General features: G+C 37.8%; 15 protein-coding genes and 2 pseudogenes. 13 read left to right on the top strand and 4 right to left on the bottom strand.

Features of this window, described 5'->3' with window-relative positions:
- Nucleotides 1-36 precede the first annotated feature (36 nt).
- On the top strand, nt 37-1,224 hold the full coding sequence (locus tag NBC122_RS08410) for an MFS transporter (RefSeq protein ID WP_133439946.1): 1,188 nt from the start codon (nt 37-39) through the stop codon (nt 1,222-1,224).
- Between the two features lie 198 nt (nt 1,225-1,422).
- Here the strand turns inward: NBC122_RS08410 and NBC122_RS08405 are convergent, their stop codons facing one another.
- Together NBC122_RS08405 and NBC122_RS08400 are read right to left on the bottom strand one after the other, a co-directional pair.
- Complete coding sequence (locus NBC122_RS08405) at nt 1,423-3,471, bottom strand: M16 family metallopeptidase (RefSeq protein WP_133439945.1); 2,049 nt, start codon at nt 3,469-3,471, stop codon at nt 1,423-1,425.
- Nucleotides 3,472-3,477: 6 nt separating this feature from the next.
- Entirely contained in the window at nt 3,478-4,791 is a 1,314-nt protein-coding gene (locus NBC122_RS08400; protein ID WP_133439944.1) for a M16 family metallopeptidase, read from the bottom strand.
- Nucleotides 4,792-5,521: 730 nt separating this feature from the next.
- On the opposite strand from NBC122_RS08400, the gene NBC122_RS08395 reads away from it, so the two are divergent.
- The 4 genes from NBC122_RS08395 to NBC122_RS08380 all read left to right on the top strand — a co-directional run bounded on the left by NBC122_RS08395 (nt 5,522) and on the right by NBC122_RS08380 (nt 9,205).
- Nucleotides 5,522-6,898 (top strand): flavin-containing monooxygenase, encoded by a 1,377-nt coding sequence (locus NBC122_RS08395; RefSeq protein WP_133441090.1) that lies wholly within the window; start codon nt 5,522-5,524, stop codon nt 6,896-6,898.
- Nucleotides 6,899-7,236: 338 nt separating this feature from the next.
- Complete coding sequence (locus tag NBC122_RS08390) at nt 7,237-8,301, top strand: Gfo/Idh/MocA family oxidoreductase (RefSeq protein ID WP_133439943.1); 1,065 nt, start codon at nt 7,237-7,239, stop codon at nt 8,299-8,301.
- Nucleotides 8,302-8,468: 167 nt separating this feature from the next.
- Complete coding sequence (locus tag NBC122_RS08385) at nt 8,469-8,693, top strand: YdeI/OmpD-associated family protein (protein ID WP_133439942.1); 225 nt, start codon at nt 8,469-8,471, stop codon at nt 8,691-8,693.
- 2 nt (nt 8,694-8,695) lie between these two features.
- Entirely contained in the window at nt 8,696-9,205 is a 510-nt protein-coding gene (locus NBC122_RS08380) for a hypothetical protein (protein ID WP_133439941.1), read from the top strand.
- A 591-nt stretch (nt 9,206-9,796) separates the two neighbouring features.
- Here the strand turns inward: NBC122_RS08380 and NBC122_RS14565 are convergent.
- A pseudogene (locus NBC122_RS14565) lies at nt 9,797-10,131 on the bottom strand (transposase); the annotation flags it as partial.
- Nucleotides 10,132-10,176: 45 nt separating this feature from the next.
- Here NBC122_RS14565 and NBC122_RS08370 point away from each other — a divergent pair.
- The 6 genes and pseudogenes from NBC122_RS08370 to imm40 all read left to right on the top strand — a co-directional run bounded on the left by NBC122_RS08370 (nt 10,177) and on the right by imm40 (nt 16,860).
- Nucleotides 10,177-13,062 (top strand): RHS repeat domain-containing protein, encoded by a 2,886-nt coding sequence (locus NBC122_RS08370; RefSeq protein WP_133439940.1) that lies wholly within the window; start codon nt 10,177-10,179, stop codon nt 13,060-13,062.
- 3 nt (nt 13,063-13,065) lie between these two features.
- A pseudogene (locus tag NBC122_RS14560) lies at nt 13,066-13,266 on the top strand (RHS repeat-associated core domain-containing protein); the annotation flags it as partial.
- A 611-nt stretch (nt 13,267-13,877) separates the two neighbouring features.
- The gene (locus tag NBC122_RS08360; RefSeq protein ID WP_133439938.1) at nt 13,878-14,459 is read left to right on the top strand and encodes a hypothetical protein; all 582 of its coding nucleotides are present in this window, start codon (nt 13,878-13,880) and stop codon (nt 14,457-14,459) included.
- A gap of 827 nt (nt 14,460-15,286) precedes the next feature.
- Entirely contained in the window at nt 15,287-16,024 is a 738-nt protein-coding gene (locus tag NBC122_RS08355; RefSeq protein WP_317127506.1) for an RHS repeat-associated core domain-containing protein, read from the top strand.
- Nucleotides 15,994-16,530, top strand: coding sequence for a hypothetical protein (locus NBC122_RS08350; protein ID WP_133439936.1), 537 nt, complete (start codon nt 15,994-15,996; stop codon nt 16,528-16,530). Before NBC122_RS08355 ends, NBC122_RS08350 begins: the two co-directional genes overlap by 31 nt.
- Nucleotides 16,531-16,542: 12 nt before the next feature.
- Complete coding sequence (gene imm40 / locus NBC122_RS08345) at nt 16,543-16,860, top strand: Imm40 family immunity protein (protein ID WP_133439935.1); 318 nt, start codon at nt 16,543-16,545, stop codon at nt 16,858-16,860.
- A gap of 284 nt (nt 16,861-17,144) precedes the next feature.
- Here imm40 and NBC122_RS08340 read toward each other — a convergent pair whose 3' ends face one another.
- The gene (locus NBC122_RS08340; protein WP_133439112.1) at nt 17,145-18,209 is read right to left on the bottom strand and encodes a transposase; all 1,065 of its coding nucleotides are present in this window, start codon (nt 18,207-18,209) and stop codon (nt 17,145-17,147) included.
- Nucleotides 18,210-18,757: 548 nt separating this feature from the next.
- Here NBC122_RS08340 and NBC122_RS08335 point away from each other — a divergent pair.
- The gene (locus NBC122_RS08335; RefSeq protein WP_133439934.1) at nt 18,758-19,804 is read left to right on the top strand and encodes an IS110 family RNA-guided transposase; all 1,047 of its coding nucleotides are present in this window, start codon (nt 18,758-18,760) and stop codon (nt 19,802-19,804) included.
- A 250-nt stretch (nt 19,805-20,054) separates the two neighbouring features.
- The gene (locus NBC122_RS08330) at nt 20,055-20,258 is read left to right on the top strand and encodes a hypothetical protein (protein ID WP_133439933.1); all 204 of its coding nucleotides are present in this window, start codon (nt 20,055-20,057) and stop codon (nt 20,256-20,258) included.
- The last annotated feature ends 1,424 nt before the right edge of the window (nt 20,259-21,682 follow it).

Below are 21,682 nucleotides of genomic sequence, written 5' to 3'. Positions count from 1 at the left end.
TGCAAATATTGAACAAACGACTAAAAAGGAGAAATTGTGAAATATATTACACGCACTGTTTGGATCTTATCATTAGTCAGTCTCTTCACCGATATTGCCAGTGAAATGCTGTATCCGGTGATGCCCATGTATTTAAAATCAATCGGCTTTTCAATTGTGCTCATCGGAATACTTGAAGGCGTTGCAGAAGCTACGGCAGGCATGAGCAAAGCTTATTTCGGTAAACTTTCAGACAATTCGGGCAGAAGAGTTCCATTTGTTAAAATAGGATATGCTTTCAGTGCGGTTTCAAAACCGATGATGGCGATTTTCACTTATCCCCTTTTGATTTTCTTTAGCCGTACCCTTGACCGTTTCGGAAAAGGAATCCGGACGGCGGCAAGAGACGCCCTGCTTTCAGATGAAGCCACCGCGGAAACGAAAGGTCAGATTTTCGGCTTTCACCGATCCATGGATACTTTGGGAGCGGTCATCGGGCCTTCTTTGGCTTTAATTTATCTGTATTATTATCCGCAGAACTATCGGATCCTATTTTTTGTTGCTTTTATTCCGGGGCTTCTTGCTGTTCTTGCCTCTTTTTTATTGAAAGATAAACATCCTAAAGACATCAAACCCAAAACAGCTGCTTCTTTCTTTTCTTTTATTAATTACTGGAAAGTAAGCCCGCCGGAATACAAAAAATTAGTCATCGGACTCCTTGCTTTTACCCTTTTTAACAGCTCAGACATTTTCCTTCTGCTCAAAGCAAAACAGTCTGGACTTGATGACACAGTGGTTATTGCGGTCTATATCTTTTATAATCTTATTTATGCATTGTTTTCTTTTCCAATCGGGATTCTTGCGGACAAAATAGGTCTGAAAAAAATTCTTATATCAGGTCTGCTCCTGTTTTCAGCGGTTTACTTTGGAATGTCGGTGAACACCAATCTGTATGTATTTTTTGGACTGTTTTCTCTTTACGGGATTTACGCCGCAGCGACCGACGGGATTTCAACAGCGTGGATTTCCAATATCAGTGACCGGAAAGATACCGCAACGGCCATCGGAACATTTTCGGGATTTCAGAGCATCTGCACCATGCTCGCAAGTTCATTTGCAGGCCTTATTTGGTTTCAGTTCGGTGCAGCCGCGACTTTTTTAATCTCCGCATTTGCCACACTGATTGTCGTTCTTTACCTTCTCACAATTCGTAAACCCAAGACTTTAATCAAAGAAAGTCATTAGACAAAAAAAAAGCACAATAGCCGGTTATTCAGTCTTTCGTTTGATGTGAATCCTTTTAAATAAAATCAGGTTCGAAGATCATCGTTCTACAGTCGTCTGATTTTCAGTATTAATATAAAGTATAAAATTTCCAAAATCCTTTATAACAAAAAAAACGGCACCTTTCAGTGCCGTTGATCAATTATTCAAACAGAAAGTTTATTTAAAATCTTCTGCGGTCGCTTTGTTTAATTCGTAAGACTTTACATCCAGCTGCATGTCCTGTCCCATTTGGTTTACTTTGATGGTAAACGGTAACTTAACGCCGTCAACGTCTTTGTAATTGGAATAGTAACTGGGAACTTCAATTTCCTGACCCTGCATTTTCTGCTTTTTGATTTCACCTACTTTTAAGCCGGTTTTTACGTCATAGTAATAGGTGGTATCTCCAGACTTTACCGCGTAGGCATCCGCACCTTCTATTTTTTCGATGCCGCCGAGCGTGTACTCTTTAGAAGTTGCAAAAGCTAATTCCGGGAAAAGGTTTTTTTCTTTGGCGTATGCTTCCTGCATTTCTGCGGGCATATCCATTTTATTTCCCTGTGCGGTCATCGACCCTTTCATGCCGTCGTAAGTCATTTTCTGAATGGTATTCCCCATCATCGAAATTTCCATATTTACTTTTCCACCGATGGCCTGCGTATTTTTAATACCCAGTTCCATTCCCTGCATTTTCGTGGTCGCTACAGAAGTAATCGAGGTAATCTTCGAAACTTTGTCTTTCCCACCGATCGCCGCAATGTATTTATCGGCAACGCCGGCTAAAGTGACACTGGCATCAGCTTTCTTTACTTCAGGTTTGGCCACGGGATTTCCATAATTATCAAAATACTTTACCGGATAACCCAAAGCATCTAACTGCCCGGCAAACTGGCTGGTTTTTCCCGCCACAAATATTCTCATATTGTTGGGTTTGATGAAAGAATCAGAAGCTTTCTGTACCTGATCAACCGTCAGAGCATCCACCGATTTCAGATAATTGGAATAGAAATCTTTTGGTAAATCCTGGGTAATTAAATTCAATGCAAACCGCGCAACTGTTTCCGGTCTTTCCAGAGAAAGAATGAAACTGCCTTTGAGTTTTTCTTTTGCGTTGTGCAGTTCTTCGGGTTTAATGGTTTTTATTCCCTTAATTTCTGTCATAAATTCTTTGATCGCTTTGTCGGTCACTTCACCACGAACATTGGCAGTTCCGCCAAAACTGGAATCATATTTCGAAACATCCAGAGAGGTATAAGCGCCGTAAGTAAATCCGTTTTTCTCGCGAAGGTTCATGTTCACCCGGGTTTCCAGACTTCCGCCTCCTAAGATATAATTCGCTGTCGTTGCTGCAAAATATTGAGGATCTTTCATTTTTAAATCATGAAGATCTCCCAACATAATCACAGACTGCGCCGCCGTAGGAACATCTACAACATCGATTTCGGTTTTCGCAACATTAGAGAATTTCGGTAATGAAGGATATTTGTAATCTGATTTTTTCCAGCCCTCAAAAGCATTCTCAATCATTTTCTTCACCTCGCTGTACTTCACATCACCGATGACCACCAGGTAGCCGGTATTGGGTGCATACGATTTTTTGTACATATCCTGAACATCAGCCAAAGTAATAGCATTCAAAGTCTGTTCAGTTTGATATTCCCCTAAAGCGGTATTTTTGCCATAAGTCAAAACATCGAAAACGCGCTTGCCGATCACCTGTGCACTTAACTCACTCGATTTCAAACCTGCAATTCCTCTTTCTTTAGATTTACTCAATTCCTCATTCGAGAATTTGGCATCGGTAATTCCGGCTGCGAAAAGATTTAAAATTTCCGGGTAGTATTTTGAAAGCGTGTTGGCACTGGCTCCATTTGCCCGATAGTTAATGGACGCTCCCAGAAAATCTACTTTTTTATTAAACTCGTCTTTTGATATTTTCGAAGTTCCGCTGCCCAAAAGATCCGCCATAATATCACTTACTCCAGCTTTGTTTCCCTCCACCACTGGCGGATGGTCAAAAGTCAGAGTGGTGTTTACCCGCGGTAGTTTATGATCTTCTACCACCATCACGGTTAAACCGTTTTTCAGTTTAAAGGTTTGGGGCGTGGCGATATTCACCGACGGCGTAGGTCCCGGTTTCGGCATTTGGTTAAGGTCGATAACCTGTGCACTGATCAAGCCAGAAACAAAAAATACGGCGGCAATACTATATAATGATTTTTTCATTTTCGGTTATTTTTTTTCCGGTAAATAATTAATAATAACTCTTTGGTTGCTGTTCAGGTATTTCTTGGCAACCTCGCGGATGTCTTCACGCGTGATGTTTCGGTAGATTTCAATTTCTTTATTGATTAAATTGGCATCGCCCTGTAAAACGTGATAGGTCGCCAAAGAACTTGCAATTCCCTGAATGCTTGAATTGGCATTCACGAACTGATTTTCAAACTGGTTTTGAAGTTTCTGAAAATCTTCTTCGCTGATTAAAGTCGTCTGAAGTTTTTTCACCTCAGCATCGATATCTGTCCGCAAAGCAGCTTCTGTGGTCGTTCCTAAAGGAATCGCGAAGAATGCAAATACGCTGTAATCTTCTTCACCCAAATTAATGGCCTGAACCTGAAGTGCTTTTTTATCCTGATCAACCAGTTTTTTATACAGAACCGAAGATTTCCCATTACTCAAATAAGAAGAAACCATATCTAAAACTTTAGAATCGCGTGTCTTATCACTTGGCGTTCTGTAGGTATAAAGATAAGCCGGCAACTGAATATTAGGATCAGTATAAGTCATCACCGTTTCTTTGGTAATCGGATCTTCTTTAGGTAAATTTCTTACAATTGGTGCTCCTTTCGGAATGCCTGCAAAATAAGTATCGATCAGCTTTCTGGTTTCAGCCGGCTGAAAATCTCCTGCGACCACCAAAGTTGCGTTATTCGGAACGTAATATTTCTTAAAGAAAGTCAAAAACTCTTCCAGTTTCGCGGAATCCAGATCTTCCATTTCACCGATGGTGGTGTTTTTGTAAGGGTGTTTTTTAAAAAGACCAAGCTTAATGGCTTTCATAATATTACCGTAAGGCTGATTATCAACGCGCATTCTTTTCTCTTCTTTCACCACTTCATTCTGGGTATCCACGCCGATCTGGTTAATTACCGGATGTCTCAATCGCTCAGATTCCATCCACAAACCGAGCTGTAAATTATTGGAGGGGAAAGTTTCGTAGTAATACGTCCGGTCATCGGTGGTATTGGCGTTATTGGTTCCGCCGTTGGCAGCCACAATTTTCATCCATTCGCCACGCTTGATGTTGGGCGTTCCCTCAAAAAGCAAATGCTCGAAAAAGTGAGCAAAACCGGTTCTGTTCTCGATTTCATCTTTTGCCCCTACGTGATACATCACCGCAGTGGTAACAACAGGCGCCTTATTGTCCTGATGCAGAATCACATGCATGCCGTTTGGCAAATCATATTCCTCAAATTTAATTTCCTGAGCCTGCGACACCACTCCCAAAAGGAGAAGGCCAAAAGCTGAAAAAGATTTTTTTATCATAATTTTATATTATTTCTATGATCAATAAGTAGTTTATTCTCCGGGAAAGTTACAGTATCGGCAAAACTTTTATGCTGACAGCGGGAATTTATAAAAAGATGATCGCTTCATGCAAATGTAGAAGCAGCATTTTCTTAATAATTCTTAATTCCTTAATGTTTAAAATAAATCTTTTAAATGAAAAGCACACGGATTCCACAGATTGAGATAATTATTAATTTTAAACCAATGGAAGCTGTGTTTAATTAAAAATGCCTTGAGGAAGTGAATGGTAAATTTTTCCCATTAAGGAATTAAGGGAAATTCAGATATTTACGATGACTGACAGAAGCAGCATTTTCTTAATAATCCTTAATTTCTTAATGTTTAAAATAAAACCAAACTTCTTTGTTGAAAAAATCACAAACAACTGATAAACAATACGCCCCGAGCCGGACTTGACGATGATTCCCACCATCGCAAACAAAAAGAAGACCCCTGCTTCTTATTCTCAAATTAGGAATTCCGCAAAAAAATCCGTATTTTAGCAATATTGCTTAATTATAGAATTCACATTGGAAATTCCGTTCGCTGATGATTCATCAAATTATTTCCATGTTTAGAGACTGGATCTCTTCCTTCTGCATCCCGCAGAAAATTTTTAAAAGCTCTTATTAACTTTAGAAAATTTACTTTTTTTTTAAAAGCAGATTTTCTTACTAAAATATTTTATATGATCAACAAAAATGTCATGAAAAACAAGCGTGTCGGCATTATCGGTGCTGGCCCAAGCGGTTTAGCCCAGATCCGTGCTTTCGAAGCGCTGAAAGACCAGGGTTATGTGATGCCCGAAATTATCTGTTTCGAAAAACAGGAGAACTGGGGCGGCATGTGGAACTATTCATGGAGAACAGGTGTCGGCAAATATGGCGAACCTATTCACGGAAGTATGTACAAATATCTTTGGTCCAATGGTCCGAAAGAATGCCTGGAATTTTCTGATTATTCATTTGACGAACATTTCAAGAAACCCATTTCCTCTTATCCTCCGCGGCCTGTATTATTCGATTATATTCAGGGACGGATTAAAAAAAGCAACGCGCGCGAGTATATCCGTTTCGACACCACCGTAAGATGGGTGAGTTTCGATGAGGAAACCCAAAAATTCAGCGTCGTTCTCGATGATTTAAAAATCGACAAAACCTATACCGAGGAGCTGGATTTTTTAGTCGTGGCGTCCGGCCATTTTTCTACCCCCAATATGCCTTACTTTAAAGGAATTGAAAACTTCCCCGGAACAGTGATGCATGCTCATGATTTCAGAGGTGCAGATCAGTTTATCGACCGGAATGTTTTGATCATTGGCAGCAGTTATTCCGCAGAAGACATTGGCGTTCAATGTTATAAACACGGTTCAAAATCGGTAACGCTGAGTTACAGAAGCAACCCGATCGGCATCGACTGGCCGGAAGGAATTAAGGAACTTCCGTTGGTTACGCATTTCGAAGACGACACCGCTTTCTTTAAAGACGGCACGACCGAAAAATATGATGCCGTGATTATGTGTACCGGTTACAAACACAAGTTCCCGTTTTTACCCGATGAACTTCGGTTGAAAACCAAAAACAACCTCTTCCCGGATCAGCTGTACAAGGGAATATTTTTCAATCAGTTGCCGCAGTTAATTTATTTGGGAATGCAGGATCAATATTACACCTTCAATATGTTCGATGCGCAGGCTTGGGTTGCCCGGGACTTTATGATGGATCGCCTGGAATTGCCTTCGGAAGCAGAAAGAAGATTCGATATGGACCGATGGTTAAAGAAAAATAACGAATTGGAAAGCAGTATCGATAATGTCGATTTCCAGTCAGATTATATCAAGGATTTACTTGCTCTTTCGGATTATCCGCATTTCAGTGTAGATAAAGTGGCAGAAATGTTCAAGGAATGGCTTCTGGACAAAGAAGAGGACATTCTTACGTACCGCGACAAAACTTATCAAAGTGTGGTTACCGGAACCATGGCCGCTCAGCACCACACCGACTGGATGGATGAATTAGACGACAGCAAGGAGCGCTATCTTTATGCAGCTGAGGAAGAAGAATTCATTCCCGAACGCATTTAAAAAACGCACCTCAAATTGTACTCTTCAGTATTTCTGAAGGGTATTTTTTTGATTAAAATAATGGATATCTGTTTTCATTAATAATGTAGTTTTTAACGCAAGGACGCAACTATTTTTTTTGACTCACCCCCTTTTCTTGATGCTTCTTTTTAAGACGCAAAGGAGTTCGGCTCCGTTGAATCTTTAGATTTTATCCGGTAAAGTCTGTGTGAGGTTTTCTGAGGGGTATTTTTGCTTAAAGTTTTACGATCATTATATTTTTTGGTCTTACATAAATTTCAACTTCGGCACGCTCTAAAGAATATTTTTTATCAATATATTTGTTAAAATTAAGAGCTATGCAACTGGTAAAAGTCGGCCTTTGTGCGTTTGGGATGAGCGGAAAAGTTTTTCATGCCCCTTTTTTAAAGGAACATCCGGGATTTTTTATGTCTGCGGTCGTAGAAAGATCGAAAGAAGAATCGAAGTCCAGATATCCTGAAACCGTTATTTATAGATCCGTCAAAGAAATGCTTCAGCACTCAGATATCGAATTGGTCGTCGTCAACACGCCGGTTCAGACTCATTTTGAATATGTAAAAATGGCTTTGGAAGCCGGGAAAAATGTAATCGTAGAAAAACCTTTTACCGTAAATGTTGCCGAAGCCAAAGAACTGGTGAAGCTGGCGGCAGAAAAAAACCTTTTTCTCAGTGTTTATCAAAACCGCAGGTTCGACCGTGATTATCTTCAGGTTCAAAAAGTTTTAAACGAAGGAAAGTTAGGAAATATCAAAGAAGCAGAAATCCGGTTCGACCGATTTCGTATAGAACCCAGCGCAAAAGAGCATAAAGAAAATCCCCAGTTAAAAGGTTCCGGTGCGCTGCATGACTTGGGATCTCATCTCATCGATCAGGCGACCCAACTTTTTGGCTTTCCCGAAAAACTGTTTGCTGATGTCTTTCCGATGAAAGGTTCAGCTTTTGCGAATGATTATTTCGAGATTCTGCTTTATTATAAAAACGGTTTAAGAGTCCGGTTGAAATCTTCTGTTTTCAGCAAAGAAGCGCATTATGCTTATATTCTTCACGGCGATAAAGGCAGTTTTTTACAGGAAAGAACCGATGATCAGGAAAACGAACTGGTTTCCGGAGCCATTCCCACTTTCAATGAAGACTGGATGAAACCATTAAATAACCCCGACGGAATTCTCAATTATTTAAAAGAAAACTCCGGTTCAGAAAGAATTCTCACTTCCAGCGAACCGGGAAATTACATGAATTATTATCAGGAGATTTATGAACATATTGTTTTTGGTTATCCGCTACCTTCTCCGGGATCAGAAATTATTCAGAACATGAAAATCATTGAAGCTGCTCTGGAAAGTTCGAAAGAAGGTAAGATTGTTTATTTTGCTGACCAGTGATCGCACAAAAAAGTTTCCGCTTTCCGATACTTTTATTCCGGAGATGCAAATAATATTGGTAATCAATTTCTCTTTATAGAAGATCTTAAAGATATTTTTCATTAGAAATGAAGTTTATGGGTATATTTGAAATTTAGTGGTAAACTTAAAATACAAACCAAAATAATATGTTAAAAAGAGGAGAACACATCGAAGGAATTCCGGCTGAACTTCAGTCATTACTTGACAGTGACCAAAAAGCAAAAGACTTTTTTGAAACATTATCTGCCTCCTACAAACAGGGCTATTGCGACTGGGTGGGGTCGGCAAAACAGGAAGCAACAAGGCAAACGAGAGCTGGAAAAGCGGTTTTGATGCTTAGAAATAATCAAAAAACGTTAAAAACAGTTTAGTAATGAAAATAAAGTTACTGTTCACCACCCTTTTTTTCACACTGACGATTTCCTGCTTCGGGCAGCAAAGCAAAAGCTGGGACCAATGGAACTGGTTAATCGGCGAGTGGAAAGGCGAAGGGAGCGGACAACCGGGGCAAGGTGGCGGCACTTTCTCCTTTGCCTACAATCTTGATCATAATATCATCGAAAGAAAGAGCCATTCCGAATATTCGGCCACCGCAGATAAACCCCTGGTCATTCACGATGACCTGATGTTCATCTACCGGGACTTTGCCGGAAATCCATCCAAAGCAATCTACTTTGACAACGAGGGACACACGATCCAGTATTCCATCTCGTACGCCGGTAAATCCATCGTTATGACCAGTGACAAAATTCCAAATGTTCCTGTTTTCCGGCTGACGTACACTTTGCTTGACCATGAAAGTATCAATACCCAATTTGAAATGTCGCAGGACGGAGTGCAGTTCATGACCTATATCGAAGGTAAAAGCAAGAAGATAAAATAGTCGATTTCACTTTAACACACTCCTTAATGATATTTGAACCTGAACCAGCGGGAGAACTGATGCATGAGCGCTTCTCGGAACAGTTTGTCCTGTGCACTTGCAATGCCGAATGCCCTCAGCTACTTTTGTTTTTGGGGTTTGTGTAAGCGGGAAATATTTGGTACGTAAATGTGGAATTCGCTGTTGACGAATACCAGATTCCCTAAAGGTCCGATCAGAATACCGTTTTTTTTGAAATTCTTGCCATGATCCTGGTGATTGGTGTAAGGTAAAGATTGGGATCCTTAACCTTACAGGGTACCTAAATCTTCAAATAATATATTGTAGGTTAATGGCTTATCTATAAAATTACTGGTGTGGTTGTGGAGTTGCTATGGACTCGCTATGGACTCGCTAACTTGGAGAGGGAAATATGACCTGTCGGAACAACGACACAAATCAATAAATCATTATATCACTTACAAATATAAATAATAATCTTGAAAGAAGGATACAACTTCAGATTTTGCAGCTGAAGTCTCTGCTATCGATCTTCGGTATTTTCCCCACGCTGGTGCGAGTGTCTCGCTCGTACCCATAATAATTACAAATTTATATCAATTCTAAAATCTCTTGATAATCGTCACAATAATTTCTTGAGCTGCTGTATTTCCATTCCCAAGGTTCTATAACAAAACTACTTTCTGCAGGGTTATGGTGGATGTAGTTTAGTTTTTGTTCAAAAACTTTTGAAGACCAAATCTCAATTGGTTTATTGTGGTGGTGCCAAAATTGATGTTTTTTGACATTTGAATTTCTTTTTCCTGCTTGTTCAAACGTCCAAAACAACCATTGGCTACACCACTTCGTTAGGTTTCTTTTCTACTTTCCTGATTGTTTTCTTCAATGGCTTTTATTATTTTTCTTGATGTAAAACCTTTGAAATCACCGCTGTATGGCCATCGCACATCAAACTTTTCAGATGGTGTACCATGCTGGCAAAGTCTTCGACTTTGAGCAATAATAAATCCCTGCCTACCGCTTCTTTTATTAAAAACATAGAAGATGATAACTGGACACAAAACTACAGTTTCTACGATAGAAAAGGGAGAGTTATTGGAGGCCATTCCATCAATCATCTCGGCGGTTATACCAAAACAGAAAGCATTCTCGATTTTACCGGCGTTCCACAGAAAGTCTTTACCTATCACAAAAGATTGAATAGCAGCACTGAAGTAAAAATTGAAGAAAACTTTGACTATGACCACCAAAACCGCCTTTTGGTTCACAAGCATCAGGTTGACTTAGAGCCAGAAGAAATTCTAACCCAAAACAGCTACAATGAAATTGGGCAGCTCAAAAACAAAAAAGTAGGTGGTAGTATGATTAACAGTCCACTCCAAAGCATTGATTATGCCTACAATATCCGTGGCTGGATGACCGGAATTAATGTGAATGCCAATGGAAGCTTTCAAAATGGAAAACTCTTTAATTACAAAATAAATTACAACGACCCGTTGGAAGGTCTGGCACTTCCCAATGGAGATTTCGGTGTACCAATCCAACCAAAATTCAATGGTAATATTGCTGAAGTTTCCTGGAAAACTGGAGTTAGAAGTAGTAAAATAGCACGATATGGCTATGTGTATGACGGTCTCAACAGATTAACCGCCGGTTTATACCAAAACCCAAACAACCCCACTTCTAAAGAACATTCCGAAAGACTAACCTACGATTTGAACGGGAACATCATCACGCTGAAACGGTCTGCTTATGTGATGGGAACAGCCGCAAACTTGATTGATGATCTTACTTACAATAATTATGTAGGCAATAAATTCTCCTCCATCACCGATGCTTCAGGTGACAGCAACGGCTACGAAGGCGGTGGAAACCCTGTCTCGTATGATGCCAACGGAAACATGACCGATATGCCCGACAAAGGAATTTCTTCCATTGCCTATAATTATCTGAATCTTCCCAAGCAAGTTGATATCTCGGATTACATGAATAACTCTACTATTGCTATTAAAACAGGATATCGTGCAGATGGCGTGAAAATAAAAAAAGAAAACATCACCAACATTATCGGAATACGTGATGTTATCACCACGGTAAACATCACCAATTATTTAGACGGCTTCCAGTATTTGGAAACCATAATACCTTCTGATGATGGCGAACCTGCATACGAACTAAGGAGAGAGTTAGAAACAGATGTGGCACTGGAAAGAGAAGCATTCTCGCTTGAAAACATACCAATTATTGTCCCACCGCGTGGCGGAACAGATAATGCTATATTACAGTTTTTTCCTACGGCAGAAGGGTTTTATGATTTCACAGAAAATAAGTATATTTACCAGTACAAAGACCATTTGGGAAACACAAGGGTAAGTTTTGCAAAAAACAGCGCAGGCGTTCTTGAAACCTTAGACACCAATACCTATTATCCGTTTGGGATGAATTTCTTGAATAGCGATGAGGAGTCTTTCTTCGGGCAAAGTTCATATAAAAATTACAAGTACAACGGCAAGGAGCTCCAAGAAACCGGAATGTATGACTACGGAGCGAGATTCTATATGCCGGATATTGGAAGATGGGGGGTGATTGATCCGCTGGCGGAGAAATATTTTAATATATCGCCATTTAATTATACCGCAAATAATCCTATTCTTTATATTGATCCCGATGGGATGCAATTAGATTTGAGTAATATAATGAAGAAAGGTAATGAAGAACAATATAAAGCTTTTGTGTTTTTTGCTAAAACAAAAGAAGGACAAGCTTTTTTATCTAAATATATGGAGAAAGGGCAAAAAGTTGAATATGGAGGAAAGACTATTTTTGAAGCCAAGGCTAATGGAGAGCATCATAATAAAGGGATAGATCTATCATATGGAGTCAAAACAGACTCATCCGTAGGAGGGTCTACAACCGGCAAAATTAAGGGAGATGAGAAGAATGTATCGATTTTGATTTCAAATAAAGCATATGGCGATTCTGGCAGTCAGTTTTTTAATACCTTAAGACAGATAGTTCACGAATCTTTTGTTCACGCTGATTTGGAAGCTAATGATCTTCAAGATGATGGTTATCTTAATTCAAGTAGCATTCCAAAAGAATACAGAAAATATGACACTTGGGAATCTCAACATGGGCAACATTATTATATCCAGAATGAGTATTTAAAAGACCCTACAAACAATAAGGTAAATACATACACTAAGGAGGGGTTTCAAATTCTTAAACAAGCAAACGAATCTCTAAAATTAAAATTAGGTAATTCTCAGATAAAAACTGAAATGTGGAAGTTTAACGGGTTTATGATAAAAGTAGATAAAAATGGAAGCCTCAAACATAAGATCAATAGTTGTATGAAATTAATTAGTATTATAATGATTTGTATACTATTGCTTTCATGTCATAAAGAAAAGCAAGAGTATATTGAAATATCATTGGGATTTAGTATGAACCCTAATGAACCAAGGATTGGAATCCTCATAAATGACAAAGACTCTTTGTATGTATGTAAGGAAGAGTTAATATCAGTTGACAATGGAGTAAAATATAAATATTTTAAATCAACTCAAAAGATTGATTTTGCTTCTTACAAAAAAAGAATATTAAACTCTTTTTATGATTCAATTCAATTTAAAAGTACTCCTGATGCCCAACCACGACAGATAAATTATTATTTAAATGGGAAGAATCTCAAATTTAGATTTTATTCACACGAATTATCAAAGAGGCAAGAGGAAATTATTGAGGACTTGATTTTACTAAAGGAAGATAAAAGACTTAAAGAAATTCCTTATCATAAGTTTTCACGAGATTTGCTAGATTCAAAAATTCCTAACCCGCCACCTCCACCTAAATAACGTTACAACTACAAGTACAACGGAAAGGAGTTGCAGGAGACGGGGATGTATGATTATGGTGCAAGAATGTACATGCCGGATATTGGTAGATGGGGTGTTGTTGATCCGCTGGCGGAAGCTACGCCTTCCTTCTCCCCGTATGCTTACGCGTTGAACAATCCTGTTCGTTACATCGATCCCACAGGAATGATTGCGGAAGACCCAATTATTGGCGATGGTGATAATTGTTGTAGCGGTCCTTCATATGTGCAATTTCAACAAGAGGCATACAAATGGTTTGATGCAGGTGGAGAGTTGATTAACAGAGCCGGAGCAAAAATAGAAGTTGCTTTCTCAGCAGGGAAAGAACTCTTTAAAAAAGTTGCTAATACGACGTCCCTTGAAAATACTACCACAGCTTCTGTTGGATTGGACGGTAATTTTTTCAAAGCAACAACCGTAACAGATGGAAATGGAAACCGGACAGTTACAACCCAAGCAAAACTTCCTGTTAAATTTGAAGTAAAAAACGAGAGCTCTATTAAAACAACCTTTTCAAAAACAATTCCAACGGAAGCAGGAACAGTTACGGTGAGCAATACGACTTCTGCTCCTGTTAAAAGAAGTTCAACGAGCGGTACAGGCTCCAGTCCAAGTAACACAACAAAAGTAGTATATGGGGCTGGAAATAATGGAGCTGTTGGTTCTGTTAAAAAAGATAATAAATCCACAACTTATACATTTGGTGGTCAAGTGGAGCAAAAAATTAATGTAGGAAATAGATATATTAAAATTGGTGGCAATGCTACATTAAATATTAAAAAAGACAATAAATAATGAAAAAGATAATACTAACATTTTGTGTTTTACTATTTGTTATTGGCTGTAAAAAGGAAAATACACCTAAAAAAGATAATATTTCAACCAAAGTATATGTGAAATTTGCTAAAGATTCTGTTGAGTTGTCAATACCGAAAACGTGGAAAATTATTGAAGATGAACGTTATTTATTTGGTGGATTAATGGATAAATCTGATGATAAGTCTCAGGTTATATTGCTTTCAAATCCTGTAAAAGCAATAAGTTTAAGAGATTATATGATAGAAGATTTGGGGGTTTCGATTGAACAACAACAAAAAGAAGGATTGCCGTATTACATTTATAAATATTATTTAGAGAATAACGAATACTGTTATATTTTAGAAACTTTTCCAGAGCACACAAATGGGGGTTTCAGTTTTATCAGAGAGTTTAACGGAAATATTTACGATTTTACCTTTAAAACTGATAAAGGTTTAAAACAAATTCCTTTTAAAAAGGACAGTCTTTTGAGCGTGGTTAAAACTTTGAAAATAAATAATCAATATCTCTTCCCGAAAGATTCTAAGGCTATTGTTACAGATATAACAGGTCTGTAAGCCGTGATAATTTAAAAATAAACCCCCGCTGCCGCACGAACAATGTCATTAAGTTAGTGTATTAAACAATTGAATATCAGGCGTTTATATTTGTTTTTTTAGATAATATTTTTGTATATTTATCTGATAATCAGATAGTTATTTAGTTTTATAAAAAAAACACCTCTATTCATTTTTGATATTTTAAAGAGTGAGATCTATAATCCAGCGCTTATTGAAAAGTACAAAGTGTCAAAAAAACACTTTACAAGAACCAGAAAACAAACATTTTCTACTACACTACTTTTTATGATGAATTTTTTAAGAATCGCACATCAAACTTTTCAGGTGGTATACCCTGCTGGCAAAGTCTCCGACTTTGAGCAATAATAAAAAAAACCTACAGGAGTTACCCAATCCCTGCCAACCGCTTCTTTTGTTAAAAACATAGAAGATGATAACTGGACACAAAACTACAGTTTGTACGATAGAAAAGGGAGAGTTATTGGAGGCCATTCCATCAATCCCCCACGCTGGTGAGAGCGTCTCGCTCGTACCCATAATAATTACAAATTTATATCAATTCTAAAATCACCTCCGCTGCCGCATTCTATGACAAAAAACAAGTAAAAACTGTTAAAATTCAGGATGGAAATATTACAGAATTAAAACGTTCGAGCTCAGTATTGGCTGGAAATCCTTTTGCAACTTTAATAGATAATTTAACCTATTCCTCCACAGGAAACCAATTACAAACGATTTCAGATATTCAACAAAACTCTGACGGGTACCCATATACAGCCACCCCAAAACGCATTACTTATGACCCTAATGGTAACATGACTTCTATGGCAGATAAAGGAATAAGTGCGATTAATTATAATTATTTGAATTTACCTGTAACCATTAGCAGCAGCCAGGGCAATACAAATTATATTTACCGAGCCGACGGTGTGAAACTAAAGAAAACCTATGGTACGGCAGTAACCGCCTATTTAGACGGCTTCCAATATGAAAATAATCTCTTACAATTTATACCCACTGTAGAAGGTTATTATGATTTTATAAAAAATGCCTACATTTACAACTACACCGATCATCTCGGAAATGTGAGGTTAAGTTACTATAAAAACAGCGCAGGAGCTCTTACTATTGATACTGAAAGCAATTATTATCCTTTTGGTTTAGAACATACTGATTATAATAATTTGGTTGGTAATTCTAAGTATAACTACAAGTATAACGGAAAGGAGTTGCAGGAGACCGGAATGTATGATTATGGCGCGAGAATGTATATGCCGGATATTGGTAGATGGGGAGTTGTCGACCCGCTGGCGGAAGCTATGAGACGACATAGTCCATACAACTATGCTTTTAATAATCCAATAATGTTTATTGATCCAGATGGAATGGCTCCTGCATATAATTGGGATACAGGAAAATATATGGATGGAGACAAGGAGGTTTCTTTTGACCAAGCAGTTGCCTATTATGATCAAGGTGGAGATCCTCCTGGAAAGACAAATGATAGAAGGCAGGTTCAAAGCCATCTGGAATGTCAGAAAAAAAATCACTCTCTCAATTAGTTACTATTGATGGCAAGAAATATCATAAAAACACTACTAACTTGAAAAGTGTGGTTTTTAATGAAATTAATAGTTGGTTTGGTGGAGATGATGATTATAATGTTGAGCACAAAGAATATAATTCTGCGGATGATCGATTTATACATGAAGCTGTTAGTACCGCAGAGGGAGCCTTGGTTGGAGGAGCTGTTTTTAAAGTTTTAGGAAAAGGCTTTGGAGTGTTAAGTAGCTCAATGGCTAAGAATGGAAGTAAGTCCTTTTTTGCAGGAACGAAATATACAGATAAGGTATTTGGGCAGATGAAACTAGGAGATAATCATGCATTCCCCGAAGCTGTAAAGGCTTTTGAATCTAGTGGCGCTGTTTCAAAAGTTGTTGGAGGAGATGGAGTTAGTAGACAACTTTTAAGAATTCCCGGTCAATATAACGGAAGAAGTGGATATTTTGAATTTATGAAAGAGCCGAATGGTTTAATCAATCATCGTTTTTTTAAGATTACACAATAGATTATAATTTATATGAATAAAATAGATAACATATTAAGTAGAGGAATTTTTTTAAAAAGTTTTGGAGTTAACAATTGGGCTTTCACCAAAGATGAAGCATTAAATGTTCTCAAAGAATTAGAAGATGTCACCACTCCAATACTTGGAGGCGATGTTTGGATTTTACAAAATGAACAAATGAATCACAATTATGATAATTGGTATTGTGAACGATTACCAAATGAACCCTATAGTGATTATGTTCATAGAAGCATATGCAAAGCAAACAATTACATTAATAATTATCCTCAAAATGGAAATATTTATTTTGAGTTATTACCACTAAAATAAATTACGTAAAAACAACGAAGCCGTCTCATAACTCAATGAAACGGCTTTTTTTGAAGTTTTCTCACGGACTCCTGTCCGAGCTTGGGTTGCGAATATCAAAATCTCAGAGCGCTATTTGAGGTATTGAGACACTTTCTTTGTTTTTACGAATACGCTTTTTTCGCTTTATAATCCCGTATTGTGAGGTCTAGAAATCTTGTCACCATCGCTCTATCTTCTTCGTTCATATCCTGTATTGCCCTGCTGCGCATTCTATGATAAAATCCAAATAAAAATCGTTAAAATTAAGATGCAAATTTGTAAGTGTTGATGTAAGGAGTTTCTCGACTTATTACTGCAAAAACTCTGCTGATTAGTTTGCATCTTATGTTATTTAAAACCAGCATGGAGTTTTTTCCTTCAAGCTTTTTCTTCTGGTAATATTCTTTTAATTGAGGGTCGTATTTAATTGCGGTCATTGCACACATTTGGAGCAAAGATTTCATTTTTTTATCTGCCATATGATTTACTTTGGTTCTGCCTTTTATGCTTGTTCCAGAACTATATTCAAAAGGAGCTATACCAGAATAGCAAGCAAATTTTCGCCAATTAGCAAACATCGTAAATCCTTTTGTTGCAATAATTAAATAGGTACTGGTTTTCTCTCCTAATCCAGGGATTGATTGAATGAGCCGATTTTGCTGATCCAATTGTTCATCAGCTTTAATGATTTCTTTAATTTTAATTTCTATTTTTTGAAGCGTTTTTTTTATCACGTTGATCAGAGATTTATTGATCCCTACTACTTCTGCAAACACCTTTTTATCAACAAAATTTTCATTTTCTTTGGTCGTTTCTAGAAGTAATAATGCTTTTAAAACTTTTTCTCTTTCGGTGAAAAGAATTTTTAATTTTTGAATATTAATATCAGATACATTGAAAATTTTCAACTTATCTAGATTCCTAAAGCTATAAAACGCAATATCTTTGGCGTCCGTTTTATCCGTTTTTCCTCTAGAAATTCCTTTGGATCGTTTAATTTCAATGGCGGGAACGACCCATAGATCAAATTTCAAATCTGTTGAAACATTAATTAAATGATTGGTATAAATACCTGTGTTTTCACAACAGAATAAGACTTCGCGAATGTCAATTTTTCGTTTAATAAGAGCTTTGATGAAAAGTTTGATGGACTTTGCATCGTTATCCAATACAAAATGTTCGGATTCAAGGGTTTGACTGTTCAATAGATTTACATCCAATTTCAATTTTGAAACATCAATCCCAATGTGGAAGCAATAATTTTTCATAACTTTGGATTTAGGATAAACAAAATGTTGAACTTCTTTAGAGCCTTTATTAGACCACAATGTCTATCATTCTATTTGAAGCTGTTCAACGGGATTCAAGGAGAAGGCAGAGGACTAATGCGCAGCATGGTTCTTAACCAGCAAAGTCTAAAGTTCACCTCTGCTTTCCTTTGAATAAATTTAAGATTTTTATTAGAATTCAAAGTAAAGGCAAAGTCTCCGACTTTGAGCCACAATAATTTCATTCTTCATAATTATTATATTTCCAAAATTCCCACCGCTGCCGCACGAATCCTTTCGTGTGGCCTTCGCACATCAAACTTTTCAGGTGGTATTCTGTAAAAATCAAATATTCTAAAAAACGCAAAATCCGCTCTCCGAAGTCTCCTGCCTCATATCTTTGTATAAATATTAAATAAACAGGCAAGGATGAAACTTGTTCTCCTGACAGATACGTTTTACGATATCGCTCCGAAGGAAAAACATCCTTGCTTTAACCACTAGAGCTTCAATTAGTACTTAAACACTTTCTATATTTAAGATTGATGTTGTATAAAATATGAGTAAAGGCAAAAACTGGTTATCGTTTATTTACAAAACAAATTATTATGCTAAAATATTCCGTCGGGCTTGATATTTCAAGCAAAAAAATCGACTGCTGTTTCAGCAGTATCGACATGGGTCAAAAAGTGAAAGTTCAATCTACTGTTACAGTTTCCAACAATCCCACAGGGTTTAATTTATTGGCAGACTGGATTGACAAAAACCATAGGCAGAAAGATATTGCCTTAGTGATTTGCATGGAAGCGACAGGGGTCTATTATGAGTCATGCGCACTTTTCCTTTTTGAAAAAGCCTGCAAAGTCTCGGTAATTCTTCCAAATAAGGCGAAGAAGTATCTGCAGGCACTTGGGCTTAAGTCGAAAAATGATTCCATTGATGCAAAAGGTTTGGCACAAATGGGAGCAGAGCAAAACCTTAAGCTGTGGGAACCAATGGGCAAATATTTTTATGAACTGAGACAGTTTACCCGTCAATATCAGAATATCCAGGAGCAGATCACGGTTTATAGGAACCAACTTCATTCATTAAAAAATTCCATGTATATCAACAAAGCTATTGTGAAACAGCTTGAGCAGGTCATCAAACTTTTCACAAAGCAGCTGAAAGAACTGGAAGAACAAATCAAAAATCATTTGGAATCCAATCCTGAAGTAATGCAGAAAACAGAGAATATATGTAAGATAAAAGGAGTGGGAATTCTTTCCCTGGCTACCGTGTTGGCGGAAACCAACGGATTTTCTTTATTTGAAAGTTCCAGGCAGCTTGTATCTTTTGCAGGTTATGATGTGGTAGAAAACCAGTCAGGAAAAAGGGTTGGAAAAACCAAAATATCCAAAAAAGGAAATTCTCGTATCAGGCGAATTTTGTTTATGCCTGCATTTACGGTTGTAAGGTGCAAGGAAGCTCCCTTTCTAAATTTATATACCCGTACATTTTCAAATCACGGAATAAAGATGAAAAGTTATGTCGCAGTGCAGAAAAAATTACTTGTGATCATTTATTCGCTATACAAAAACAATCAGCCTTATGATCCCAAAAGACAAAATATCCAAGAAAAGGAGCAGGTGCTTCCCTCTCTGCTTGCCTCGTAGAGGCAAAAAAATAGCCTCATTAACCTGAGGCTATACAAGGTAAACATCCAGTGAAATATCACAGTTTGCTTCCTCTCTGCATTTGCAAAATTATATAAAAAAACTTAAAGAAATATTTGTATTTTCAGATAGTACCTTCAAAGCTTTTACGTGACATCATTTTAAAATAAAAATAACGGTACTACCGTACTCCTACCGAAACAGTTTCATTTTGTTTTCCAAACTTTGTTCAGCCAGGAAAACTGAAACGATGAAACCCAGAACAGCCCGCATCTGCATTTACCCAAAAGACATCCAGATCATCACGGGAAAAAGCGAACGCTACAGCCGCCATCTGATCATTAAAATCAAAACGGCACTGAACAAAGAAAAACATCAGGTCCTCACCATACGGGAGTTCTGTACCTACATGGGTATCCCCTACGAATCCATCCAGGGACTCATCACCAACTGAACCCGCTCCCACCCCACCAATGCGCACAAACCGCCATTTGCAGAAAGCACGACGAATCAACCCCAAACAATGCGCTCACACTCATTCCGAGCGTAGCACCTCTTACCATCGCACACAATCAGCTCTCCGAAGACTCCGGCTTCGGAACTTTATAATCAGCATCTTTTTAAAAAAAACCAACATCAAATGCAAAGAGCACAGTCGCGCAACCTTCGCAAGTTCACTAATACGCTCACCTCGCACCCACCCACTACTTAGGAAATTTTTGCGTTAAGAAATCTCGAAGAGATTCGCCGATTCAAATAAAAATATAAAAACTGGAGGCAAAAATGAAGATTTCTTCCCATCCAAATCTTTAAACGAACATAACGCTTAAGAATCCCCTTTGTCCGATGTTTCGTCCTCAAGACGGGACAAGTTTGGGGAAACCTAACAAAGTGTTCCACGACCAAAGGGAGTCAATTTCTAAGAAGAAATCTTCATTTTTTAGCAAACCGACGAAGGAGGTTCGCCGATTCCATTAAAAACAAAAAAAAGAATGAGGCAAAAAGATCCAGTCTTGACTTTTTTGTTACTTTTTGTGTCAAGACAAAAAGTAAAGAATAAATCACCACTGTTAATTGGTAAGACTACATCACTGCTGCGCCACGACAACACGTATGACCAGCTGGCATTAAACCCCCGACTTGGGAGATTTTAAGAAAAATCAAACTCATTTGCCCCAACTCTTACTTCGGCTTCGCTCAGCATAAAAAAGGGAGTGAATTTGATTTTTCAACAAAGTCGGGATGTAAAATAGAAATCAAAACGCCAAACACTCAAACACCCAACATCCCTCATCCAGGACCCCGCGCCTTTGTTAAGTGAAACGCCCTTGCGCCTTAAAAAACACCCGAAAAACAGCATGCATGTCAAATATTTTTTGCGCCCTTGCGTTAAAAAGAAAAGTATTAACAGATTTCTCCGTCGTTCCTCCCCGCAATGACGCCGTCTTTCAATGAAAAACTGTTTTTACTTGGAAGGTCGACTTAGGAAATTTTTGCGTTAAGAAAAATCAAACTCATTTACCCCAACCCTTACTTCGGCTTCGCTCAGCATAAAAAAGGGAGTGAATTTGATTTTTCAACTAAACTTGGATTTAAAAACGACTTAGGAGATTTTTGCGTTAAGAAATCTCGAAGAGATTCGCCGATTCAAATAAAAATATAAAAACTGGAGGCAAAAACGAAGATTTCTTCCAATCCAAATCTTTAAACGAACATACCGCCTAAAAATCCCCACTGTTCGAAGCACGGCAATAATCTCGTTTCTCAACGATACTTGGTTCCCGTGCAAGTCTCGTCTTAGGGACGAGATAAATTTTGGGGATTTTCTAAGAAGAAATCTTCATTTTTTAGCAAACCGACGAAGGAGGTTCGCCGATT

The sequence above is a fragment of the Chryseobacterium salivictor genome (assembly GCF_004359195.1).
In the GTDB taxonomy this organism is placed as follows: domain Bacteria; phylum Bacteroidota; class Bacteroidia; order Flavobacteriales; family Weeksellaceae; genus Kaistella; species Kaistella salivictor.
The sequence above is the reverse complement of the archived record's forward strand: the minus strand, read 5'-3'. Positions and strand labels throughout refer to the sequence as shown.